The organism is Gluconobacter sp. P1C6_b (assembly GCF_018811945.1).
Taxonomy (GTDB): Bacteria; Pseudomonadota; Alphaproteobacteria; order Acetobacterales; family Acetobacteraceae; genus Gluconobacter.
Genome location: NZ_JACRVU010000005.1, coordinates 136587 through 160239, shown reverse-complemented (window position 1 = coordinate 160239; position 23653 = coordinate 136587). Strand labels below are relative to the sequence as shown.

Here is a 23653-nt window from a genome sequence, read left to right as displayed (position 1 = left end):
ATGACAACCAGCATTTTTACACTCACGCCCGGCACGATCACGCTCAGCGACCTGCGGGAATTCTATTTCGGCCAGCAGGATGTCCGTCTGGACGACGGGACCTTTGAGACCCTTCAGCGTGCGGCAGAGTCCGTGGAGCGTATCGTCGGGCGTGGCGAGCCCGTCTATGGTGTGAATACGGGTTTCGGAAAACTTGCGAAGACCCGGATTCCCGATGACCGTCTGCGCGATCTTCAGCGCAATCTGGTGCTGAGCCATGCTGCGGGGATCGGCCAGCCGATGCCGGAGCGTGTGGTCCGCCTGATCCTGCTGCTCAAGGCCAATGGTCTGGCGCGCGGCTATTCGGGTGTGCGTCCGCAGATCGTGCAGCTTCTGCTGGACATGCTGAACCGGGGCGTCGTGCCCGTTATTCCGGAAAAGGGATCGGTCGGCGCTTCGGGCGATCTGGCTCCGCTGGCCCATATGTCGGCCGTGGTAATCGGTGAGGGCGAGGCATTCTATCAGGGCAAGCGCCTCAAAGGCGACGAGGCCCTGAAGGCGGCCGGGCTTGAGCCTCTGGTTCTGGGCGCCAAGGAGGGCCTGGCCCTTCTGAACGGCACGCAGGCTTCCACGGCGCTGGCGATTGCAGCTCTTCTGGATGCCGAGCGGCTGTTTCATGCAGCCCTTATCACGGGTGGCCTGACGCTTGATGCGGCGCGCGGCACGGATGCGCCGTTCGACCCGCGTCTGCATGAACTGCGTGGTCAGAAAGGGCAGATCGAATGTGCGGCGGTCTATCGTGCGCTGATGCAGGGTTCTGCAATTCGGGCATCGCATCTTGAAGACGACGAGCGGGTTCAGGATCCGTATTGCCTGCGCTGCCAGCCGCAGGTCATGGGCGCCTGTCTGGACAATCTGCGGCAGGCGGCTCGGGTTCTGGTGATCGAGGCGAATGCGGTTTCAGACAACCCGATCCATTTCCCGGACACGGATGAGATGATCTCGGGCGGCAACTTCCATGCGGAACCTGTGGCGATTGCCGCGGATCTCATGGCGATTGCCGTCTCCGAGGTCGGGGCGATTGCGGAGCGGCGTCTGGCGCTGCTGGTCGATGCGCAGATGAGCGGCCTTCCGCCGTTCCTGGTGCAGGACAGCGGGCTGAACTCCGGCTTCATGATCGCGCAGGTTACGGCTGCGGCTCTGGCGTCCGAAAACAAGACGCTGGCCCATCCGGCGAGTGTGGACAGTCTGCCGACTTCGGCCAATCAGGAAGATCACGTCTCAATGGCGACGTTTGCCGCGCGTCGTGTTGGCGATATCGTGGACAATGTCCGGACGATCATTGCGGTTGAATATCTGGCGGCCGTGCAGGGGCTTGATTTCCTGGCGCCACTGGAAACATCCGCTCCGCTGCTTGAAGTCGCGAAGACGTTGCGGAAAACTGTGCCCTTCTTTGCTCAGGACCGGTTGTTCACGCCGGACATGGAAGCCGCCCGCGCGCTCATCATCGACGGCGCTCTGGGAGGCTGTGTCGGGTCGGGCGTTGCCCTGCCTGCTCTTGAGGGCTGATCGGGACGGGAGAAGAACGGGGAATGAACCATCACGGCATCGCGGCTCTGCATCGGCGGGCTGACAGGGCTCTTCCCCATATTTTCCGCGATTATGTAAACGGTGGCTCCCATTCGGAGCGCACCATCCGGGCCAATCGCCGGGCCTTTGACCGCTGGGCGGTTGTTCCGAAATGTCTGGTGGATGTTTCGGAGTGCGATCTGTCCGGCTCTTTTCTGGGAGCCACGCATCGGCTCCCGTTCATGTTTGCGCCGCTGGGTTTTGGTGGCCTGATGTGCCCGGACGGCGAAATCCGGGCTGCGCGGGTTGCGGCTGCGGCGGGTCTGCCGATGGCGGTGTCCACTTTCGCCATTCAGTCGCTGGAGACGCTCTCCCGCGTGCCGGGTGTGACGCTTGCGGCGCAGATCTATGTCTTCCGCGACCGGGGCATCACCCGCGACATGCTGCGCCGGGCGCAGAGCTGTGGCATCCGGAATATCATTCTGACGGTTGATACGCCGATTACGCCGCTCCGGCTGCGCGATGTGCGCAACGGCTTTCGCAATCTGACGCGCCCGTCTTTGCGGCATGTGCTTTCCATGGCCGCACATCCACGCTGGACGGCAGGGATGCTGCGGAACGGGATGCCGAAAATCGGCAATCTGGCGCCTTATGGCATGGGCGGAAATCTGATGGAGCAGGCCAGAAATGCGGCGTCCCAGATCGATCCGACGCTGACCTGGAAAGATCTGGACTGGCTGCGCTCCGTCTGGCCGGGGCAGCTTGCCGTTAAGGGAATCATGGACGCGGGGGACGCGCTGGCCTGCCAGAAAGCGGGGGCACAGACGGTGATCGTTTCCAATCATGGGGGGCGGCAGATGGACCCGGCCCCGTCGTCGCTTTCCGTCCTGCCAGACATCGTTGAGGCTCTGAAGGGCGAAACAGACGTCATTCTTGACGGCGGTGTCCGCTGGGGCGGGGACGTCGTGACCGCGCTGGCGCTGGGCGCGAAGGCTGTGGGGATCGGGCGTCCCTGGGCCTGGGCTCTGGCGGCGGGTGGCGAGAGAGGCGTTCGCAGTCTGGTGGACGGGCTGGGTGGTGAGATCCGCGATGTGTTGCGTCTGGGCGGTATGGTGGATCTTGCGTCGCTGCGGGCGCAGGGAGCGGCAGCGCTCCGGCCTGTCAGTTGACGGCGTAGGCGATCTGACCCGCTTTCAGAATGGTGAGTTCAAAGGGGATTTCACTCAGAAGGATGTCTCCCGCTGCGAGCGTGTAATGCTGTTGTCCTGTCATGACGTCCCAGTGCCCGTCTACGGCGATAAAACCCAGCAAAGCACCTGAAGGAAGATTTTCGGGCGTGATGGCGGTCAGGTTCGGGCCTGTCCTGTTCGCGGGGCGCATCAGGTTCAGGACTTCGAGCAGGCCGTCCAGAGGTACGCCTGTCAGGGGCAGGTCGCCACTGAACCGGATCACGCCGCCGGGCTGATCCAGCAGGAGAGGCGGAGCGCCCGAAACGGGAAGAAGCCGGACGCCATTTCCCGCCAGAAGCCCCATCTGTCTGAACAGACCCGCAAAGCTGGAGAACGGTGCGGGCCTGGTGATGCTGGCGACACTGAGACGCCATTCCGGCTGTTCGGTCAGCAGACGGGTGGTGCCGGCGCCATTTTTCCATGGGCTTGCCAGCACGCTATGCAGACGGATGTGCCGGAGGGTCATTGGGCGTCTGCGGGAACGAGTTTTCCGGGGTTCAGGATGTTCTTCGGGTCCAGTGCGGTCTTGATGGCGCGCATGACGGACAGGGCGGCAGGCTCGTGTTCTTCGGTCATGAAGATCTGTTTTGCGAGGCCGATCCCGTGTTCGCCACTCGCAGAGCCACCGAGCGAGAGGGCGCGTCGGATGATTTTATGGTCCAGTTCGAGGGCGCGCTTTTCGGCATCCGCGTCATTGGGGGGGATCAGGATGACGGTGTGGAAATTGCCGTCGCCGACATGGCCGACAATGGGGGCCAGCAGACCCGAAGCGTCGATATCGGCCCTGGCGCCGGTCATGAGTTCCGTCAGTGCGGCGATGGGAACGATGGCATCGGTGGTGATGCCCCTGTAGCCGGGGCGATAGGCCATGCAGGCCCAGAAGGCGTCATGGCGCGCCTTCCAGAGCGTGTTTCGTTCTTCGGTTGCGGTAGCCCAGCGGAAGGACTGCCCGCCCTGACCTTCCACGAGATCGCGCAGCACCGTTTCCTGTTCCGCGACACTGGTGGGGGAACCTGTCAGTTCGAAGAACATGGTGGGGAGGGCTTCGTAGCCCGTGAGATGGGAGTACTGGATGCAGGCGTCCATCTGGATGTCGTCGAGCAGTTCCATCCGGCCGACCGTCAGGCCGCACTGGATCACGAGGACGGCTGTCTCCACGGCGCTGGCCAGCGTGGGGAACTGGCAGACTGCGGCGCCGACGGCCTCGGGGATGGGATGGAGCTGGGCCTGCACTTCCGTGATGACGGCCAGCGTGCCTTCCGAACCGATGAGCAGTCCTGTCAGATCGTAGCCTGTGGCGGCCTTGCGGACGGCGCCACCCGTATGAAGAATGCGTCCGTCGGCCAGAACGGCCGTGAGGCCCAGCACATTGGCGCGCATGGTGCCGTAGCGCATGGCTCCGGTGCCGGATGCCCGGGTGGCGCACATTCCGCCAAACGTCGCCTCGCCGCCGGGATCGACCGGGAAGAACAGGCCCTGTGTCCGCAGATGGAGGTTCAGGTCCTGCCGCGTCACGCCAGCCTGCACGCGGCAGGTCAGGTTCTCGGGCGAGACGTCGAGAATGTCCGTCATCATGGAAAGATCGAGGCTGATGCAGTCCGGAACGGGCGTCAGCTGGCCTTCAAGGGAGGTGCCACCACCGAAGGGAATGACGGGAACATTTTCCTCGTGGCAGATCCGCAGGGCGTCGGACACGTCCTGTGTGGTGCGGGCGAACAGGACATAGGCCGGCAGCAGGCTCTGATCCGGGTGGCGCCATCCTTCGCCATGTGCGTGATGATCACGGACCGTCTCATTGGCGGTCAGGCGATCTCCGAAAAGAGGAGCGAGACGCCGGGCGGCGCGTTCGGCGGCAGAGGGGCCGGTCATGGCGCGTTCCTTCTCAGGCTGCGGAGGAGTGTGAGGGCTGACGGACGCGATTAAGGGCGGCAAGGAAGGCCTGGCTGTCTTCGGGGCGCGCAATGCTGACGCGGATCCATGTCTCGTAGCCTTTTTCCTTCCAGGGTTTGACGATGACGCCCTGTTCGAGAAGACGCTCGGCGAGAGCTGACGCGGATTCTCGGGCGTTGAAGAACAGGAAATTGGCGAAGGACTGTGCGACGAAATAGCCGCGTTCTTCCAGAGCCGCTTTCAGCGCTTTGCCTTCGGTCAGGGTTGCGTCCACCGTCCTGTGCATGTGCTTCTGGTCGAGCAGGCTCAGCCGGGCCATTTCCAGCGCGGCGCTGTTGCTGTTGAACGGATCGCGGACGCGGGTCATGACGGCGGTGAGGCCGGGATCAGACGTCAGTGCGTAGCCGACCCGCAGCCCGGCCAGACCGTAGGCTTTCGAGAAGGTTCTCAGGACCATCCAGGGACGTGACTGGTTTTTGAGGATGGCGAGACTGTCGGCATAGTCCGGGCTGGAGCGTGCATATTCCCAGTAGGCTTCGTCGATGACGATCAGCGTGTCTTCCGGGGAGGCGTCGACCAGGCTCTGCATGGCGTCGCCTGTCATCATGCAGCCGACGGGATTGGACGGGTTCGAAAACATCAGCACCTTGAGGGGACCGGATGTTACAGCCTGATGCAGCTGCGGCAGGTCGAAACGGGCATCTGCTGTCATGGGAATGGCTTCTGCCTTGGCGCCCATCATCTGGGGCCAGATCAGATGCAGCCCGAAGGACGGCAGAACCGTGACGAGGCGGTCTCCCGCGGACAGGAAGGCTTCACAGATCATGCGGATGATCTGTTCGGAGCCGTTTCCGATAACAATCCGGTCCGTGTCGATTCCGGTCTGACGGGACAGCTCTTCCCGAAGCCCCTCGGCGGAAGCATCCGGATAGCGGAACAGGCTTGAGGCTATTTCGGTCCAGTGCTCCAGAGCCGTAGGAGATGGTCCGTAAGGGTTTTCATTGCTGCCCAGCTTGGTGATCCGCGGAATGCCGTATTTTGCCCGCACGGCGTCTTCTGACAGGCCCGCATTATAGACCGGTAACTGACGGACTTCAGCCCGGGCCAGGGAGAGGGGAGAGGTCCGGCATTCGGGGGCGGTATTCATGCGATGGCTCCACGGGAAGAAGGGGCTGGGGCTGTGTGGGGAGAGAGTTATTCAGCTTGTAAATACAACCATAGATTCTTTGGGATATCCAGAGGCTGAAGGGGCTCTGGAGGTGTTTTTCAGGCCTTTTCATACGCTTTTTTCAGGGGTGTTTTCCTTTCCGGTCAAGGGCGCGATCGGAGAGAGAAGGATATTGATAGAAGGGGATATTTTCAGGAGTTCCGGGCGAAAAGTGATGCCGGTATGGTGTCTGCCAAGGGGGGAGAATTCCCAAAAAACCAGTTCGATATCAGAATAGATATAGACAACCTTTTTCCGGAATGACATGGTCTATCCCGAAAAGGCCGCATGCCTTTCGGTTTCCTCTGTAGCCTGTCAGTGACTGATGGTGTCTCCTTCAAACGACTGCTTTGGGAAAGTACGGGAATATGATGTCCAAGAATAACATTCCATCACCGGATCAGGATGCCTGTTGTTTTCCCGTCTCAGGAAGCAGATCTCAGCCGGATCTGAAGCGAAAAGGTGCATCCCCGTTTCTGGTCTGGGTCCTTGCAACGACTGCATTTTCCTGCTGCGCGGCGCAGGCCGCAGATCCCAGGAAGCAGACCCGTCCCGTCGTCCATCACAATACTGGCAAGGCTGCTCCGGGAGCACCTGTCCGCTCGAAAGCTGCTCGGCCCCGTCGTGCAACGGCGCGTGAGGCGCTGGAAAGCGAGAGCATGCAGGTGACAGCCCATCATGTTCCTCATGGTGCCGTTACGACCGTATCCTCTGAAGCACTGGCGGACGCGGTGCCGGGCACCAATCCGCTCAAGGTTCTGGCGCGTCAGCCGGGTGTCATGTTCCAGTCCGATGATCCGCAGGGCATGGATACCTGGTCGACCCAGTTCTATATGCACGGCTTCCTGCAGAACCAGATCGGCATGACGCTGGATGGTATTCCGCTGGGTGATCAGGAATTCCATACCTTCAATGGTCTGAACTCCGTCAATGCGATCTCGGCCGAGAATGTCGGGCGGATGGATGTCTCCATGGGGGCCGGGGCTGAATCCGTTGCCAGCACCAGCAATCTGGGTGGTGCTGTCGAGTATGTTTCTTCCGATCCCAAGCACAAGGCTGGCGGTCTCGCATCGCAGACATTCGGCTCAAACAGCGGATTTCATACGTTTCTGCGGATGGATAGTGGCGATCTGAACAAGAGCGGCACGCGGTTCTACGTCTCCTACATGCGCAATTCACAGGACAAGTGGAAAGGAGGCGGGGACCAGTTCGGTCAGCAGGTCAACGCCAAATTCGTGCAGCCGATTGGTGAGCGCAGCAGTATTTCTTCTTTCTTCGATTACAACCTGACGCAGAGCTATCTGTATCAGGACATGTCCTTCGACATGCTCAAGAATGGCGGATACGGGATCGACAATTTTTACGGTACGCCCAACGCCTACAAAAAAGCCTATCTGTCCGCGCTTTCGGCAAATGGTCTTCCAGGTGGCGCCCTGCCAGCGGGTTATTCCAAGATGTCCGATCCGTGGGACGCGTCCTATTACGATGGCGCACTGGTCGAGCGTGATTATCTGGGCGGTCTGAAAGCCAATCTGGCCCTGACGGATCGACTGCGGTGGGAAAGCGTGGTGTACGGGCATGGGCAGTATCTGCGCGGAACCTGGGCGAACCCGTATGTTTCCTCTCCCAATGGTGCGCCGTTGATCGATCAGGCGACCGTGACGCATTCCCAGCGCTTTGGCTTCACGTCCGCTCTTCATTACCAGATCGCACATAATGATATCAGCGGTGGCGTCTGGTATGAGAACTTCCATACGGATGTGGGACGTTTCGGTTATGAGGAGCCCCTGCTTTCGGATGTGGAATCCGGGAAGGCCAAGCCTGTCAATTCGGTCGGGGAACTTCCCGATCCTTACGCCACGCTGTGGGGGCAGAACCTTAATTCCAACAGCTTTACGGCTTTTGTGCAGGACACGTATCACGTTCTGCCCAACCTTTCCCTGCATTTCGGCTTCAAGTCGCTTCTGCAGACGGTGCGGGGCGGGCAGTATGCCAACGACGAGAGCTATACGGGCGTTGGTCAGATCGCAGGTGGCAGCATCACGACGGCCAAGGCGTTCCTGCCGCATTTCAGCGGAGACTGGCATTTCCTGAAGCATCACGAACTGTATTTCGATATCGCGGAGAACGTGAAGTCCTATCCTGTTCAGGCCTTCAAGGAAGGGGCGTCGCCTTTTTCCGTCTCGCAGTCCGCATATAACCAGTTGTTGCAGAATGGTGGTCTGAAGCCTGAGACGGACTGGAATTTTGCGGTCGGCTATCGTTTCACGCACAAATATGCTCTGGCGTCCGTGCATGCTTACAGAACGAATTTCCACAACCGCCTGCAGCAGGTGACGTCGGGCTCGATCGTCAATCCGGTTTCCACGGTTGCGAACGTAGGTGGCGTGACCATGAACGGGGTGGATGCCGGTCTGACGCTGATGCCCGTCAAGGGACTCTCGCTGTATAACAGCATCAGTTACAACCACGCGACCTATGACAATAACGTTACGGAATCCGGAACGACCTATCATACCAAGGGTCAGCAGATCGTTGCTTACCCGCGCTTCATGTACAAGGCGAGCCTTGCGTATGAGTGGCGGAACTTCTCCGCGCATCTCGATACCCAGTTCCTTGGCACGCGCAATTACAGCTATACAGGGGACATGAAAATTCCCTCTTACTGGATCGAGACGCTGGGTGCGCGGTATCGCTTTGGCAGCCTTGGGAAATATTCCAGAAGCCTGGGTTTCGTGCAGAACCTGACCTTTGAGTTCAATGTCTATAACCTGACGAACACGAAATATATTTCTACGATGGGTGAAAACGGTGTGCCGATGTCGGGTGACTATCAGTCCTTCCTCGTGGGTGCGCCGCGTCAGTACTATGGCACGCTCAAGGCGGAATTCTGATGACGGAACAGGTGCGCAGGGCTGAATTCCATCAGTCCGTCGAGGTTCATACGATCTATCGGATCCCGACGGAACACCGGCATGGACGTGTCCGCGACCTGTTTACGGTCTGGTTCAGTACGAACATGACGCTCCTGACGATCGTAACCGGGGCGCTGGGACCAAAGATTTTCGATCTGTCCCTGATCTGGGCGATTGTCGCCGTGATTGCCGGCAATCTGGTGGGCGCGATTTTCATGGCGCTCCATGCCGCGCAGGGGCCGGTTCTGGGTGTGCCGCAGATGGTGCAGAGCCGCGGTCAGTTCGGCGTCTGGGGTGCGGTTCCGATCATTGTTCTGGTCGTGTTGATGTATATCGGGTTCGCGGCTTCGAACTGTGTCGTAGGTGGTGAGGCGCTGGACGATGCCCTGCCTGTGCTGGGGCGGGTTCCGGCGGTTCTGCTGCTGGCCTTCATCAGTCTCGTTCCCTGTATTCTGGGATATGGGGCGATACATGCGTGTTCAAAGGCCGTGACATGGCTCTCGGGAATTGCGGTCATGTACTGTCTGGTGGTCGGGTTCTGGCACATGCCGGTTACGCTTCTTACGGAACTGCATGGTTCGATTGCTGGTTTCTGCGGCATGTTTTCGATCGCGGCACTCTGGCAGATTGCCTATGCGCCGTATGTTTCCGACTCATCCCGCTATCTGCCCGAGGACAGTCTGTCCGTCCGGAACACGTTCTGGGCGAGTTATGGGGGGACTGTACTTGGCACGATCCTGCCGATGGTTCTGGGGGCCTTTCTGGTCCTGCAGTGGCCTGGCGAAAGCGTGGTGCAGTCGCTGGGTCATCTGGCAGGAGCGTGGGGGGCGCCGGTTCTGGTTGTCCTGTCCCTGTCCATTGCTCTGGCCAATGCCATGAGTGTCTATTGCGGGGCACTATCGAGCATCACGATTATCCAGACCTTTCTTCCCGAGTGGCGTGCGGCGTTAAGAAGCCGCGTTGTTCTGACATGTGCGCTACTGGGGCTATCGCTGTTTTTTGCGCTGGGAATGGCGGATACCTTCATGAAATCCTATGCGGCTTTTCTGGACATCCTGATGGCTGTCATGGTGCCGTGGACTGCAATCAATCTGTACGATTACTATGTTCTGCGTCATGGCGACTATGATGTTGATTCGTTCTTCCGGAAGGATGGCGGCATATACGGGTATGTAAACTGGGCTGCGGTCGGAAGTTATGTTCTGGGTGTTCTTGTCGAAATCCCTTTTCTGAAAAATGAATTCTTTACGGGATTTTTTGTCCCTTATCTTCACAAGGTGGATGTTTCCTGGCTGGTCAGTCTGGTTGTGACCAGCCTGTTCTATGCGGCCGTATCCCGAAGGAGCCGTGTCGGTGATGTCTCCCGTCCGTCTTCCTGCTGATATGTGGGGGCGTGTGTGGCGTCAGTGGTGCCAAACCGGCCTGCTTGCTGTCGGGGTGGCAGGAAGTCTGCAGTTTGCGTCGGCGCAGACCGTGCAGCGCTATTCCGATCCGAAGGATGATTTTCCGATCTCGGCGGCGGTTCAGGTCCCGGCAGGAGCGGAGACGGTTTATGTCTCCGGTCTAGGGCCTGCGCCGGGCAGGGCGTCCGGCACCACAACCGCGGAGCAGACGCGGAGTGCGCTGGACCAGATATCGGAGGCACTCGGGCATTTCGGGATGACGCTTCAGGATATCGTACAGATGCATGTCTATCTGGTGGCTGATCCACGGCTGGGTCACATGGATTTCGACGGCATGATGCAGGCTTATCGGGCCAGGTTCAGGAGCGGTTTTCCAGCACGGACCGTTATTGAAGTCCCACATCTGACGAACCCGCACTGGCTCGTCGAAATCGATGTCGTGGCATCGGGGAACGATGTGAACAAAAAACGTTTTCCTGCGAAATGATGTTCTCGCCGGGAGTATGAAGGCGGCGTCTGATCGTGGTTTCGTCTCTGGATTTTCAGGGCATCAAAAGGGGTAAGGCATGAACGTATTCAAGCAGACGCGGCTTTCTCGGAAGCAGATGGGCAGGCTCTTGCTGAAAAGCGGCTTTCTGCTGCTGGCTGGTGATCTGATGGTGGCCCAGGCGTTTAGTGCTCCGGCGGATCATCAGGCTGCAGCGGAACAGGCTCTGGATCTGGCTGAAAAATCCATCGCACTGCGCTCGGTCGCGGGGCCGGGAAACCAGACTCCGCAAGTAGCCGCGTTATTCCGCGATGCGCTGGTCAAGGGAGGTTTCGCCCCGTCCGATATTACGATCACGCCTTACAAGGACACGGCCTATCTGATCGCCCGCTGGCCGGGGCAGGACCCGTCCCTCAAGCCGCTGGTCATTTCAGGGCACATGGATGTTGTGGAAGCCAAGGCGTCGGACTGGACGCATGATCCGTTCAAACCGCAGATCGAGAACGGGTATCTTCTGGGGCGTGGCTCCACGGATATGAAGCTGGATGACACGCTGGCGATTGCTGCTCTTCTGGAGCTCAAACGCGAAGGGTACAGGCCGCAGCGCGATATCATCATCGAATTTTCGGGGGATGAGGAGACCACGATGGCCACGGGCGCCATCATCGCGGACAAGCTCTCCAATGCCGAACTGGTGCTGAACATGGACGGCGCGAATGGGACGCTCGATGAGAAGACGGGAAAGCCGGATTATTTCACCTGGGAAGGTGCGGAAAAGAATTATGCCGATTTCCGCCTGACCGTGACCAATCCGGGGGGACATTCCTCCGAGCCGCGTCCGGTGAATGCGATCGACGAGCTTGCGGCTGATCTCCTGCGGATCCAGCAGCACCGTTTTAAACCGGAAGTCAACGAGCTCAGCCGCAGCTATTTCCTGAATGCCGCGCGCTGGCAGAAGCCGGAGATGGCTGCGGCCATGAAGGCTTTTGCGAAAAACCCTGCGGATGAAAAGGCCATTCGTACGCTTTCTTCAGACCCGTCCTACATTGGTCGCATCGGAACGACGTGCGTCGTGACCATGATCGAGGGTGGTCATGCGCTGAATGCCCTGCCGCAGAAGGTGACGGCCGATATCAACTGCCGGATTTTCCCGGGCCATCCCCGGACAGCCATCATGGAAGAACTGCGTCAGGCTGCGCAGGATCCGTCCATGAAGATCGAGGATGTGACGGAAGGATCGGTTCAGACTGCCGCGTCTCCGATGCGTCCGGATGTGGTCAAGGCGATCGAGCATGGGATGCAGGTCGCCTATCCGGGCGTTGCCGTTTTCCCGGCGCTGTCTTCAGGGGCGAGTGACAGCATGTGGTTCCGATCCCATGATGTGCCGAGCTATGGGATCAGCCCGATTTTCATCAAGAACTCGGATTCCTTCATGCACGGCCTGAACGAGCGCACGCCTGTGGCCAGCATCGCGCCTGCCATCGAGGACCTGCTGGTGCTGTTTTCGGACCTGTCTCACTGAGGACAGTCCGGCTGTCATGAAAGGGGGACGCACGTGTTTGATCTCGTGATCCGTAACGGTCTGCTGGTTGATCCTGAAACGGGGCTGGAGCAGATCGGTGATGTGGCGGTGCAGGGTGGGATCATCCAGCGTGTCGGCTCTTTTTCTGGCGGTGCGCAATGTGAAATCGATGCGACGGGGCTCGTGGTGGCACCCGGCTTTATTGATCTTCATGCCCATGGACAATGTGTGGCCTCCGATCGCATGCAGGCCTTTGACGGGGTAACGACGTCTCTGGAACTGGAAGTCGGGATTCTGCCGGTTTCTGACTGGTATGCTCGCCAGCAGGAACGTGGCCGGGTTCTGAATTACGGGGCGTCGGTTGCGTGGGCCTTCGCACGGATCAGCGCGATGATCGGCCGGCCGGTGGAGCCGTCTCTTTCGTTCATGGGAAAATGTTACGATGATCCCCGCTGGAGCGAGAATACGGCGAGTTCTTCGGAACTGCGGGATATTCTGTCGCTGGTCGGGCAGGGATTGTCGGAAGGGGGGCTGGGGATCGGTATTCCCCACGCCTATGTTCCTGGCGTCGGCGCGAAGGAACTTGTGGATCTCTGTATGTTGGCGAAGCGTCATGAGGTGCCGACCTATACGCATATCGCCTACTCCTCGAATATCGATCCGCGCAGTTCCATTGAGGCCTATACCCGTCTGATCGGGTATGCGGGGGCGACCGGTGCGCACATGCATATCTGTCATTTCAACAGCACGAGCCTGCTGGATATCCGGCAGGCGGCGGAGCTTGTGTCCACGGCACAGAAGCAGGGTCTGAACATCACGGTCGAGGCCTATCCGTACGGAACGGGTTCCACGGTGATCGGATCGCCGCTTTTTGGCGAAGCGGCATTCAGGGAGCGGACAGGCAGTCCCTATACGGCTATCCAGCGGGTCGATGACGGGCATCGGTTTGAAAGCCGTGAAGAAGTTCTGGACGTGCAGCGGGAGCGGCCCGATACGCTCGTGCTCTGGCATTTTCTGGATGTGGAGAGTGACCCGTCAGCCCAGGAACTGCTGAATGTGTCCGTTCTTTATCCGGGCGGGGTCATCGCCTCGGATGCCATGCCCTGGACGCTTCCGGATGGCTCAGTTTACGAGGGGCTGGACTGGCCTCTGCCGGAGACGGCGGTGGCCCATCCCCGTTCATCGGGGACTTTTTCGCGGTTTTTGCGGGAATATCTGCGTGAACGCCGCAAAGTTTCGTTATGCGAAGCCATGCGGCGCTGTTCGTTTGGTCCTGCAAAAATCCTGGAGACGGTATCTCCGCAGATGCGCCGGAAGGGGCGGCTTCAGGAAGGGTGTGATGCCGATATTGTCGTGTTCGATCCCGGCACGATGACGGATCGTGCGGATTTCGCGGCCATGAACCGTCCGTCGGAGGGGGTTCGTCATCTTCTGGTTAATGGTCAGCCCGTGATTTCCGGGGGCGAACTTAACCGGGATGCTTTTCCGGGGCAGCCCGTCCGTGGGCATTGCGGGGTGGCGTGAGTCGGGAAGCAGGTCTGGGAGAGGCTGCGGCCGTTCCGGTGCATGTGGTGGGCGGTTTTCTGGGGGCCGGGAAAACCACACTGCTCAACCGGCTGCTCAGGGCGCAGCAACACCGGCGTCTTGCCATTCTCGTCAATGATTTCGGGGCGATTGATATCGACGGGTTGCTGGTGGAGCGGCGGAACGAGGATGTTCTGGCGCTGAGGAACGGGTGCATCTGCTGTTCCCTGCAGGCTGATCTGTTCTCCACCCTGAGAATGCTTCTGTCCCGTCGGCCGTTGCCCGAGGCCATTTTTATCGAATGCAGTGGGGTTTCGAAGCTGCAGGAAATGCGCAGGGCGCTGGCAGATCCCGTTCTCTGGCAGTATGCGGCCCTTGAAGGGGTGATCTGTGTCGTTAATGCTGCCGATGTGGTCGCGCAGGTCAGGATGACTGAAGATCCCCTATGGAAGGAGCAGATCCTGTCTTCGGACATGATCGTTCTTTCCCATACGGATGAGCTCGGAAAGACTGGTGTCCGGGATGCGGAAGACCGGCTCCGGGAGATCGGGCGGGGGATACCGGTTCTGCCTTTTTCAGACAGCCTGCTGACGCATGAGGGGCTCTTTCGTCCTCTGGAACAGAAAACGGAAAAATCCCTTTTCCGGACTGAAGGGGAGAGCATTGATGATGATTTCGTCAGCCTTGAGTGGCGACGGGAATCTCCGCTGGACCTGACGGGTTTTCGCGCGGTGATCGAACGCCATGCTCCGGTGTTGCTTCGGGCAAAAGGCATCCTCTATCTCGCGAACGCTCCGTGGCGTGCGTTGCTGCTTCAGATGACAGGATCCCGGATTACCATCGGGCGGGCACCGGAGAAGGTCCTGTCTGATCCCGCCACCCGCCTTGTGTTCATTGGTCGGAAAGGGATGCTTGATCCGCAGACGCTGAAGGCGGATCTTGATGCCATTAGAGAGAGCAGGCCTCCCGAAACACGGGACTAAATCCTTATCGATGGTCGAATGGGCGTTCGTCGCTGCCGACCTGACGGATGTAGAGATGGCGGAAATCCGGTTTCGTGTTGACGAAGACCGGCAATGTCATCCCGCCGATTACGGGACCGTCCGTGAGGAGGGTCGCTGTGATGAGGCGCGGTAATTCGCGATCCCGGGTTGCACTCAGCGATGGCAGAAGGGGGTAGGCCCGTTCAACCAGGGCCGAGAGAACCGATTCCGGAAATCCGCCACTCAGAAAGATCGTTTCGGGATCGAACGCGGTTTCTATGATTGCCACGAGGAATCGGAGGGTCCGTGTTGCTGTTTCCATCCAGTGCATGAGGGTGCTGTCACGGCTGGCGTGCATGTCGCCGATCGCTTCAGGGGTCAGTTCCGCCACCGGACAGTGCAGCATGCGGGCAATGGCATGGAGCGAAAGCTGGTCATCGATCACGCCGCCGGGACTGTCGGGGAGGCAGAGAGGCAGAGGGAGAAGGCCGAGTTCGCCTGCGTTCCCGCGGGCGCCTTTCATGGGCATTCCGTCCACGACGATGCCTGCTCCGGTGCCATATCCGATATAGACCAGAACGGCATTGCGGGGCGGGGTTCCGGAATGGGAGAACAGTTCGGCCATGGCGGCTGCGGTGGCGTCGTTTTCCATCAGGACGGGCAGGTCCAGAAGGGCTCCGAGCTTCCCGGCCACGTCAAAGCCGCGCCACAGATCCCATCCGGGCATGGTCATTTCGGCTTCGTAGGTATCCGCGTTGAGTGTTGGGAGGACGAGGCCGATCCCCCAGATCTTCTGTTTTTCGATCCCGCTTTCGAGAATCATGGTTTCTGCAAGCTGTGCCATGACAGTCGTCGTGGCTGCGGGATCGGTCGTCTCGCCTACCCATTCGATCCGTTGCCGGATGTTCAGCAGAAGATCGCCGAGGACAATCGAGATCCGTCCCTGATCGACATGCATGCCCAGCGAATATCCGGCGTCGGGATTGGGGGCGAGATAGGTCTGGGGCTGTCCGCGCTGGCCAACGGATTTGCCGACCTCGTGAATGAGGCCCTGTGTCAGGAGTTCACGGGTGATGCCGGAAATTGTCTGCGGCTTGAGGCCGATACGGTCCGCGATATCCACCCGGCTCAGCGGTCCGGCCTGATGGAGGAGTTCGAAGATCAGGCGACGGTTGTAGATCCGGGAATATGCCTGCCCGGCGCCGTCGGATCGGGTGTTTTCGTTCATTTGACAGCCCCCGCAGTCAGGCCGGAGGCAATGCGGTTCTGGAAGAACAGGACGAGCAGGATCGGGGGAAGGGTTGCGAGAAGGGATGCGGCCATGATGGTCCCGAAAGGAAGTTCAAACCGGCCTGGAGCGGAAATCAGTCCGATACCGACTGGAAGGGTACGGGCTGAGTCGTTGAGTGTGAAGGTCAGGGCAAAAAGAAACTCGTTCCAGCACGTCATGATATTCAGCAGTCCTGTGGCGGCAATTCCCGGCCAGACCAGGGGCAGGTGAATGCTGAAGATCCGGCGCATCAGGCTGCAGCCGTCCAGTTTTGCCGCGTCGTCCAGTTCGGGGGGGAGGTCTCGGAAAAAACCCGTCAATAACCAGATCGTGAAGGGAAGGGCAAAGAACAGGTCGGCGAAAATAATGCTTTCGACGTGATCATACAGCCCCAGCGCCGATATCAGTTCGAACAGGCCGGACAGGATGGCGATCTGAGGCAGCATCGAGCAGAGCAGCAGGAGACCAAGCACCAGCCGGCGCCCGGGAAAACTCATCTGGCCGAGGGCATAGGCTGCCGGAATGCCGAGGATGAGCGAGATGAGCGTCACGGAACCCGCGCACAGGACCGAGTTGAGCGTCTCCCGCCACAGTTCGGGGCCACCGAGGACTTTCCTGTAGTTTTCCAGGTCGGGGAACGTGAAGAGGGCTGTGGAAAAAAGTGTGGTTCCGTGGCGGAATGACGTAACCAGCGCCCAGTAGAGTGGAAACAGCGTGTGCAGGATGATGAAGGCCATCGCGACCAGACGTCCTGTGACCAGCATCTCTGTTGTGAGTCTCACGATGAGCGTATCCAACCCGGGATCTTCAGGCACACACCATAGAGCACCGCTGCAAGAGCAATGATGCCCAGGGTTCCAAGCGCCGACGCTGCGCCGTAGCCCGGTGCTCCGAACTGGACGATCTGGCTCTGCACGAATGCAGAGAGGGTCATGCCGCTCATATCCGTTCCGTACAGCACACTGGCCAGATCGAACATCCGCAGGGCATCCAGCAGACGGAACAGCACGGCCACGGACAGGACGGGCGCGACGAGCGGCAGGGTGATGGAGATGAAGCGCTGCCAGGGTGAGGCGCCATCAAGTTGTGCGGCTTCGAAAACATCCGTGGGGATGGACTGTAAACCGGCAAGTGAAAGCAGCGCCATGAAAGGGGTCGCCTGCCAGACATCTATGACGATCATGACGGCGACCATGCTGTGCGGATGGGTGGTCCATGCAACGCCCTGATGCAGCAGGCCTAGCCGGACGAGCAATGCGTTGATGATGCCGTACTGGTCATTGAGCATCCAGTTCCACAAACGGGCGGCCACAACAGAGGGAACGGCCCAGGGTAGAAGGATGACTGCCAGCAGGATCCCTCGGAGTTTCAGACTGTAGCCCTGAAGAAGCATGGCAATCGCCAGACCGGCGCAGGTTTCGCTGATGACGGCTCCGGCTGCGAAAAGCAGCGTCGTGCTGACGGCGGTCCACCAGGCCCTGTCCTGAAGCAGAACCCGGAAATTGGTCAGGCTCCATCCCGGCTGTGCCGGCATGAAACCGTGTGGGTCATCATGGAAGGCAAGCCAGATCGTTCGGGCGAACGGAATTGCGGTGACCGCCATCAGCACGAGCATTGCCGGCGCGACAAGAGCCCAGGGCCGCCAGTCAAACCGTTTTGGAGCCGGGACAGTCAGCATGGGAGATTGTCAGTCCGCCGCCAGCGCGCTCAATGCCGCACCGATGATGCCGGACTGTTCCCCCAATCCGGCGATGAGGATGGGAATATCCGCACAGGATCGTTCCCAGATATTGGCGCGGACATGCTCCTCCAGTTTCTGGCGGTAAAATCCTTCGGAGCATCCAAGACCTCCGCCCAGAACGATCTTCTCAGGGTCAAGCATGTTGACGGCCTGTGCGATGAGGCGGCCGGTAATGCCGGCGGCGTCCCCGATGACGCCTTTTGCCCGGCTGTCTCCGGCGGCAGCAAGGATTTCGAGCGTGTGGACTCCCTCTTTCAGTTTTCCGCCGCCCCGCGCGGCCCACAGACGCTCCATCCCCAGCCCGGATGCAAAATCCTCGGGGATGGCGATGCTGAGACGGGAGCGGTCTTCCGTGGGGACCGCAAGGCTGGAGCTGGCGAAATGGATGGCGAAACCATGTGTGCCCGTGTAGGGGCGCCCGTTCAGGCACAGCGTATAGCTGATCCCGGAGCCGAGGGAGAAATAGGCGAAGCTGTCGCAGGACTGGCCGGACCCGAAACGTGCTTCCGCAAAAGCTCCCGCACGGACATCGCTTTCCAGCCGGACGGAGAGGCCGGTCTGTTCGTGGATGGTGCGGGTGAGATCGGGGAGCGGGAAGTTCCAGGCGCTCCGGATCTGTCCTGTGATGTCCACCAGTTCCGGAACGGCAATGCCTGCGGCCTGGGGCATGTCATCGGGATTGTGGGCATCCCGCCGGGCCGCGTCCATGACCTGTGCCACGATAGCGGTGATGTCAGAGACGATTTCTTCGGGTGCGACGTGACGCCGTGTGGGAATGCGGGTGAGGAAGCATATTTCTCCCGTACACGGATTGACCATGCCCGCAGCGATTTTGGTGGCGCCAACGTCAATTCCGAGAATGGGAGACCGGGACAGGGAAGGGGTCACAGGCCGAGCCGTTTCAGCACGTTTCTGTTGTGGCGTGCGATGGGAAGAGGTTTGTCAGGGGGGCAGGGATACATATCCTGCTCGACGACGACGAAGCCGTCGAAGTCCTGTTTTTTCAGGAAATCCACGACCTCGGTGAAGTCCAGAATACCTTTGTCCAGTTCACACATCACACCATTCTGGAAGACGTCCATGAAAGGTGTTCCCGCAGCCATGGCCCGGGCATGTATGGCTCCGTCCAGATTCTTGAAATGATAATACGGGATGCGTGATGCGTGCTGGCGCATGAAAGCGAGTGCGTCCGCTCCGGTATAGGCGTGGTGGCCGAAGTCGAAGCAGAGCTCGACCTGATCGGCAGGGGTGTCGTTCAGCAGGCGCAGGATTTCCGTTTCGGTTTCGACAGCGGTGCCGACATGGGGATGGAACAGGAGGTGCAGACCATGCTCATGCCGGATTTCCCGGGCAAGCGTCGTGATGACATGCATCATGCGTCTCCAAACCTCCGGGGTGGCGATCCGGGCTTCAGGGGTGAGATAGGCGTCTGAATCATCCATCAGCAGAAGCCAGGGCGTGTTGGTAGCGACCAGGGTCCAGCACAGGGGGCGCAGTCTGTCCCGCAGGGTTTCCAGGGCATCCGGTGCGGTCAGGGGATGAACGACCGCTGCGCCGCAGAGGCCGAGGCCATGGCTGGAAAGCGCGTCCTGCAGCTGTGCGGGATCAGTCGGAAGGTAGCCCCACGGACCAAGTTCGGTCCAGCTGTAACCGGAGGCTGCGACCTCATCGAGGTAACGCTCCCATGGGGTCTGTTTCGGGTCACTGGCGTACCAGACACCCCATGCATCAGGGGCCGTGGCGGTTCGGATGGTCATGGTGTGTGTTTCTCGATTGTTGAGTTGGAAAGCGTCCACTGACCAAGCATTGCAAGCTGCTTCAGTGAGGAGACGAGAGAAGTGAGCGTCTGCCGCGACGACTGTGTGCTGCGCAGGGCGTCCTTGAAGTGGTTCGCCATGATCCACGAGACGCGGGGATAGTCGATTCCCGTCTGTGCGACCGGCCGGAGCCCGAGGGATGCGAGGGCCGGGCGAATGGTGTCCAGAATGGGAATGGCGCTGCGGATTTCAGGATCATCAAGAAGGGATGTCCGGGCAGGGATATAGCCTCCTGCAAGCGCCTGGTGGCGTTCAGCGGTCTCGCTGGTCAGATAATGCAGCAGGGAGAGGGCTTCGGCAGGGTGTGCCGTGTTGCGGGGGATCCCCAGATAGACTGTGCCGTCTATGCCGCTCGGGGCATCCTGCGTGTCGCGGGGCACGGGAGCGACGCCGATTTTTCCGGAAACGGGGCTATCGGGGCTGTTGGCCAGTGCCCAGGCATAAACCCAGTTTCGCATGAACACGGCATGACCGGACTGGAAAATGCCGCGGGCATTTTCCTCGTCGTAGTTGAGAACTCCGGGGGGAGAGGCTGTGCCGATCCAGCGGGCGGCACGCTCCAGGGCGCGCTGCAGGCCGGGCAGGCTGGTTCTGACCGTACCGTCGGTTCCGACGGGATTTTCCGCACCGTCCCATTCCAGGGCGTTGCAGACGAGACTTTCCGAGGTCCGGCCCTGCCAGACATAGCCCCAGACCGGATGCCCCCTCTGATATTCGGCATTCTGGATCAGTGTGGCGGTTCGTTCGAGATCGTTCCAGCGTGTCGGGACGGGCAGGTGGTAGCGCTCAAGCAGATCGCGACGGTAGAACAGCAGCCCGATGTCCCGGTACCACGGCAGTGCGACGTGTCGGCCCTCAACCTGAAAGGGGGGCGGCCGGGTGGCCGCGTCATCGTCGGTCGGAGGAATGTCGAGAAGGAGCGGGGCCAGAGCTCCGATCCAGGTGCTGTCAAGGATCAGGACATCGGCGACGGGATGATGTGCTGAGAGCAGTTGACGGTAGAGCGGGAGGACTGTTCCCCAGTCGGAGGGGAGGGCTATGACCCGGACTTTATGGCCCGTTTTTTCCATCCAGCTTTGGATAGCGTGATGGCACAGGGACAGTTCGGTTCCGCTGGATGAGCAGAAAGCGGTCAGCGTGGCGGCCGTGGCAGGACATGCAGCGGCTGTTCCGGCAAGAAGGAGCCCGCAGAGAGCCCATGCACGTGTACTTTTCCCACGTACGGGGTGCTCGACATGTCCTCTCCTGCTCACGGCGTTTCTGTTCCCCGGGAAAGGGCGGTGGCCATGAAGAGAGACGCTGCGGTGATCTGTCCCTGCGCTGAGGCGTGAAAGGGATGGTCGTTCCAGGTGTCACTTATGAGGGCGTCAGGTTTTCTGCTGTTCCAGGCGGACCGGGCCTGCTGTGACAGCCAGTCCGCAATTCCGGTGCGCGTCGTATTGTCGACTTCTGAAGCTCCAACGTGGCCGAGTGCCCGGACAAAGAGGCCACGGAAAATTCTTGCATCCGTGTTCATGGGGCCGCCGGGCTCCTGGAATGTTCCGGCAGAAGGCGTGAAGGCTCTGATGGCGGCCAATGCAATTCGCGATGCCGTCTGTTGTGGCGCGCCATCTTCTGTCAGGGCCGATATTTCCAGCAATCCGTCAAGGATTACACCCTGATTGTAGCTGTATGCCGGGCCACCATTATTGCGGCATTGGTTGTCCAGCCCGTCATTGATCAGGTTGTCGGGGGTAATCATTCCGCTGCTACGGAACCAGGACCAGCTTTTCAGGGCCCAGTCTCTGTAGGCTGGCTCATGCGTGAAGCGATAAAGTCGGGCTGCCGTGCTCAGGAACAGTTCGTTTGTAATGGCATTCTTGTAGGTTCGTGCATGGTCCCACCATACGCCGCCACCGCAATGCCCATCCCAGTATTTCGAGGCGATGGTATCGAAAATATTGCGTGCGTCCTGAATCTGGGTCGGGCTGTGTGTAAGGCGTGCCATGTCGAGATCCGCCTGTGCGACCCACAGGTCATCGTCGTTTCCGTCCAGACCTTGACGGTTCTGGAGCGCACGGAGGGCGCTGTCGTGAAACCGGGTATTTCCCGACATGCCTTCATAATCTGACAGCGTACTGACCGTCACGAAACGCTGCCACGCGTGCAGATCCCGCCAGTCTGAATGGCTGGCAGTTTCATAGCGGTTCATGAGGGGCTGGAGTGTCAGGGCAGTCTGGTCTTGCAGAGACACAATGGCGTTGCGCTGTTTTTCCGGATTTTTTGCGCAGGCCCTGGGGGCAGGAAGAGATGAGCCTAGCGCAAAGACTGTGAGGGCCGTCATGGTCCTGATCGCCTGTTTATAGGAACGCATTGCAGACCATGTGCGTGCCATCGGGGTTTCAGGCCTTGAGCTTATGGGAGCAGAGCGTGGTGAGGACCGGGCTGGCATGACGCATCCGTAGTTTCATCGTGAAAACTGACATTCAGAATGGAATAAATCCGGGGAAAGGTTTTTTGCGATGCAGGAAGGCTGAAACTGTCTCCGGAATGGTGTGGGTAGGTGGATAAAAGCAGGATTCTTGAAAATTATTTAATCATATAAAGAGATTTAATAGGTAAAATTGAAGATTATTCCTGAAATTTCACGCCTTTTATGTGTTTTCTGGTGCGGGTTTCGTTCCTGAAACGGACGTTCCGTTCGCAATCAGGCTTTGATGTTGTCTGGGTAAAAGTAAAGTGAAACTTTCGCGAAAAAAGCTACCATTTCATAGGGTATTTGATAATAAATTATTGAAAATAAATTGTTTTCTTCAGCTCTGGGCGGCAGGCGGTAGGTATTTTCCTGGCATGTCCGAATAGGGTTTTCGGGTGTCATGATAGTTTCATCAAGTTACCGTTGCTAAACGGGTGCCCTCTCAAATAAATCAATTTCAGGAAATTAATTCGCGGCAAGGATCATTCATCATGGTGAGACGGCTTACCCTCGGGCTGATTGGTGCTGGCGAAGTGGCCCAGCTCATTCACCTCCCGATTCTTCACCAGCTGTCGGATCGGTTTGATGTCGTTTCGATTTATGATCCATCCCCTTCAGTGGCGCAGGCTGTGGGGCGTCACTGGGGGGTGCCGCATATCCATACGGATATTGAGAATTTTTTTGCGGATCGGGTGTTCGATGCCGTCATGATCCTCAGTCCGGACCAGTATCATGCGGAACATGCACGGAAGGCCTTTGCTGCAGGGCTGCATGTTTTTCTCGAAAAGCCGGCATGTCTGACAGAAGCGGAATTCAGGCCTCTGAACGAGGATTTCGAACGTACGGACCGCGTAGGGATGGTGGGTTACATGCGCTGTTACGCTCCGGCGTTCCACAAGGCGCGTGCGCTTCTGCCTGAACTCGGACCGGTCCGTCATGTCCGTATCCGGGATGTCATCTGTGAGGGGCCGTGGTTTTTCGGGCAGGTGACGTCGGTTGCCGTGCCGGATGGCGACATTCCGGACGATCTGCTGACCGCTGGGCGGCAGGCGCGAAGAGACGCAATTCTTTCCATCTGTGGGGCCGATGCTCCTCCCTCGCTTCTGCGGGGGTACGAGGTTCTGACCGGGCTGGGAATTCATGCGTTTTCGGCCATGCGTGTCCTGCTGGGCAGCCCGGAACGTGTTCTCGCGGCGCATTTTGGCGCTACGGGAACGGAAATCAGTATCTGGTTTGATTATGGAAGCTTCATTGCCTCCTATGAATGCCTGATCGACGATGTCGCGCGGTTTGAATCATCCATCGAGGTGCTTTCGAATACGCAGCGGCTTCACGTCCGTTACGACACCCCTTACATCCGGAATCTTCCGGCGTGTGTCACCTTTCAGGAAACCGTCGGTTCCGGGAACCGCGTTACGGAATATGGTCCTTATTATCAGGATCCGTTCAATGCGGAGCTGGTCGCTTTTCATGACGCGGTCGTGACGGGTGCGCCGCTTGCCGATCCCTTTTCCAATGCCCTCGCTGATCTGACCCTGTGCCGGCAGATCATCGAGGTCGCAAAAGCCAGCATGTCGCCCGTCTGAGGGCGCTTACCCCTAGCAGAAATCAATGTGTGAACAGGATCTCCGGATGGGGAAGCTGTTCGCGCGCTCCATGGAG

20 protein-coding genes are annotated in these 23653 nt (G+C 59.3%); 9 read left to right on the top strand and 11 right to left on the bottom strand.

Annotated features, from left to right (window positions below):
* Positions 1–1548: a histidine ammonia-lyase gene (gene hutH / locus KP701_RS06015; protein ID WP_215746327.1), complete on the top strand. Its 1548-nt coding sequence runs from the start codon at positions 1–3 to the stop codon at positions 1546–1548.
* 23 nt (positions 1549–1571) lie between these two features.
* Positions 1572–2717, top strand: a complete 1146-nt coding sequence (locus tag KP701_RS06010) for an alpha-hydroxy acid oxidase (RefSeq protein ID WP_215746326.1) — start codon at positions 1572–1574, stop codon at positions 2715–2717.
* On the opposite strand, the gene KP701_RS06005 is transcribed toward KP701_RS06010, so the two are convergent.
* The 4 genes from KP701_RS06005 to KP701_RS05990 all read right to left on the bottom strand — a co-directional run bounded on the left by KP701_RS06005 (position 2710) and on the right by KP701_RS05990 (position 6141).
* Entirely contained in the window at positions 2710–3243 is a 534-nt protein-coding gene (locus KP701_RS06005; RefSeq protein WP_215746325.1) for a HutD family protein, read from the bottom strand. The genes KP701_RS06010 and KP701_RS06005 overlap by 8 nt on opposite strands.
* On the bottom strand, positions 3240–4646 hold the full coding sequence (locus KP701_RS06000) for an FAD-binding oxidoreductase (protein ID WP_215746324.1): 1407 nt from the start codon (positions 4644–4646) through the stop codon (positions 3240–3242). Before KP701_RS06000 ends, KP701_RS06005 begins: the two co-directional genes overlap by 4 nt.
* A 13-nt stretch (positions 4647–4659) precedes the next feature.
* Positions 4660–5814, bottom strand: a complete 1155-nt coding sequence (locus tag KP701_RS05995) for a histidinol-phosphate transaminase (protein ID WP_215746323.1) — start codon at positions 5812–5814, stop codon at positions 4660–4662.
* 129 nt (positions 5815–5943) lie between these two features.
* Positions 5944–6141: a hypothetical protein gene (locus tag KP701_RS05990; RefSeq protein ID WP_215746322.1), complete on the bottom strand. Its 198-nt coding sequence runs from the start codon at positions 6139–6141 to the stop codon at positions 5944–5946.
* A 101-nt stretch (positions 6142–6242) separates the two neighbouring features.
* Between KP701_RS05990 and KP701_RS05985 the strand changes: the two genes are divergently transcribed.
* The 6 genes from KP701_RS05985 (at position 6243) to KP701_RS05960 (ending at position 14708) form a co-directional block, all read left to right on the top strand.
* Entirely contained in the window at positions 6243–8768 is a 2526-nt protein-coding gene (locus KP701_RS05985) for a TonB-dependent receptor (RefSeq protein WP_215746321.1), read from the top strand.
* Positions 8768–10171 (top strand): cytosine permease, encoded by a 1404-nt coding sequence (locus tag KP701_RS05980; RefSeq protein ID WP_215746320.1) that lies wholly within the window; start codon positions 8768–8770, stop codon positions 10169–10171. The genes KP701_RS05985 and KP701_RS05980 overlap by 1 nt, the downstream gene beginning before the upstream one ends.
* Entirely contained in the window at positions 10146–10679 is a 534-nt protein-coding gene (locus KP701_RS05975; RefSeq protein WP_215746341.1) for a RidA family protein, read from the top strand. Before KP701_RS05980 ends, KP701_RS05975 begins: the two co-directional genes overlap by 26 nt.
* Positions 10680–10758: 79 nt before the next feature.
* Complete coding sequence (locus KP701_RS05970) at positions 10759–12201, top strand: M20/M25/M40 family metallo-hydrolase (RefSeq protein ID WP_256445005.1); 1443 nt, start codon at positions 10759–10761, stop codon at positions 12199–12201.
* 33 nt (positions 12202–12234) lie between these two features.
* Positions 12235–13725 (top strand): amidohydrolase family protein, encoded by a 1491-nt coding sequence (locus KP701_RS05965; RefSeq protein WP_215746319.1) that lies wholly within the window; start codon positions 12235–12237, stop codon positions 13723–13725.
* Positions 13722–14708, top strand: a complete 987-nt coding sequence (locus tag KP701_RS05960) for a GTP-binding protein (protein ID WP_215746318.1) — start codon at positions 13722–13724, stop codon at positions 14706–14708. The genes KP701_RS05965 and KP701_RS05960 overlap by 4 nt, the downstream gene beginning before the upstream one ends.
* Before the next feature lie 4 nt (positions 14709–14712).
* Here KP701_RS05960 and KP701_RS05955 read toward each other — a convergent pair whose 3' ends face one another.
* The 7 genes from KP701_RS05955 to KP701_RS05925 all read right to left on the bottom strand — a co-directional run bounded on the left by KP701_RS05955 (position 14713) and on the right by KP701_RS05925 (position 21859).
* Positions 14713–15936, bottom strand: a complete 1224-nt coding sequence (locus tag KP701_RS05955; RefSeq protein WP_215746317.1) for an ROK family transcriptional regulator — start codon at positions 15934–15936, stop codon at positions 14713–14715.
* Positions 15933–16760, bottom strand: coding sequence for a carbohydrate ABC transporter permease (locus tag KP701_RS05950; RefSeq protein WP_371818902.1), 828 nt, complete (start codon positions 16758–16760; stop codon positions 15933–15935). Before KP701_RS05950 ends, KP701_RS05955 begins: the two co-directional genes overlap by 4 nt.
* A complete protein-coding gene (locus KP701_RS05945; protein ID WP_215746315.1) occupies positions 16757–17656 on the bottom strand; it encodes a carbohydrate ABC transporter permease in 900 nt (299 codons plus the stop codon). The genes KP701_RS05950 and KP701_RS05945 overlap by 4 nt, the downstream gene beginning before the upstream one ends.
* 9 nt (positions 17657–17665) lie before the next feature.
* Entirely contained in the window at positions 17666–18607 is a 942-nt protein-coding gene (locus KP701_RS05940; protein ID WP_215746314.1) for an ROK family protein, read from the bottom strand.
* Positions 18604–19476, bottom strand: coding sequence for a sugar phosphate isomerase/epimerase (locus tag KP701_RS05935; protein WP_215746313.1), 873 nt, complete (start codon positions 19474–19476; stop codon positions 18604–18606). The genes KP701_RS05940 and KP701_RS05935 overlap by 4 nt, the downstream gene beginning before the upstream one ends.
* Entirely contained in the window at positions 19473–20606 is a 1134-nt protein-coding gene (locus KP701_RS05930; protein ID WP_252345429.1) for an extracellular solute-binding protein, read from the bottom strand. Before KP701_RS05930 ends, KP701_RS05935 begins: the two co-directional genes overlap by 4 nt.
* A gap of 179 nt (positions 20607–20785) precedes the next feature.
* Complete coding sequence (locus KP701_RS05925) at positions 20786–21859, bottom strand: glycoside hydrolase family 76 protein (RefSeq protein WP_252345428.1); 1074 nt, start codon at positions 21857–21859, stop codon at positions 20786–20788.
* Between the two features lie 623 nt (positions 21860–22482).
* On the opposite strand from KP701_RS05925, the gene KP701_RS05920 reads away from it, so the two are divergent.
* The gene (locus tag KP701_RS05920) at positions 22483–23577 is read left to right on the top strand and encodes a Gfo/Idh/MocA family protein (protein WP_215746310.1); all 1095 of its coding nucleotides are present in this window, start codon (positions 22483–22485) and stop codon (positions 23575–23577) included.
* Positions 23578–23653 lie beyond the last annotated feature (76 nt).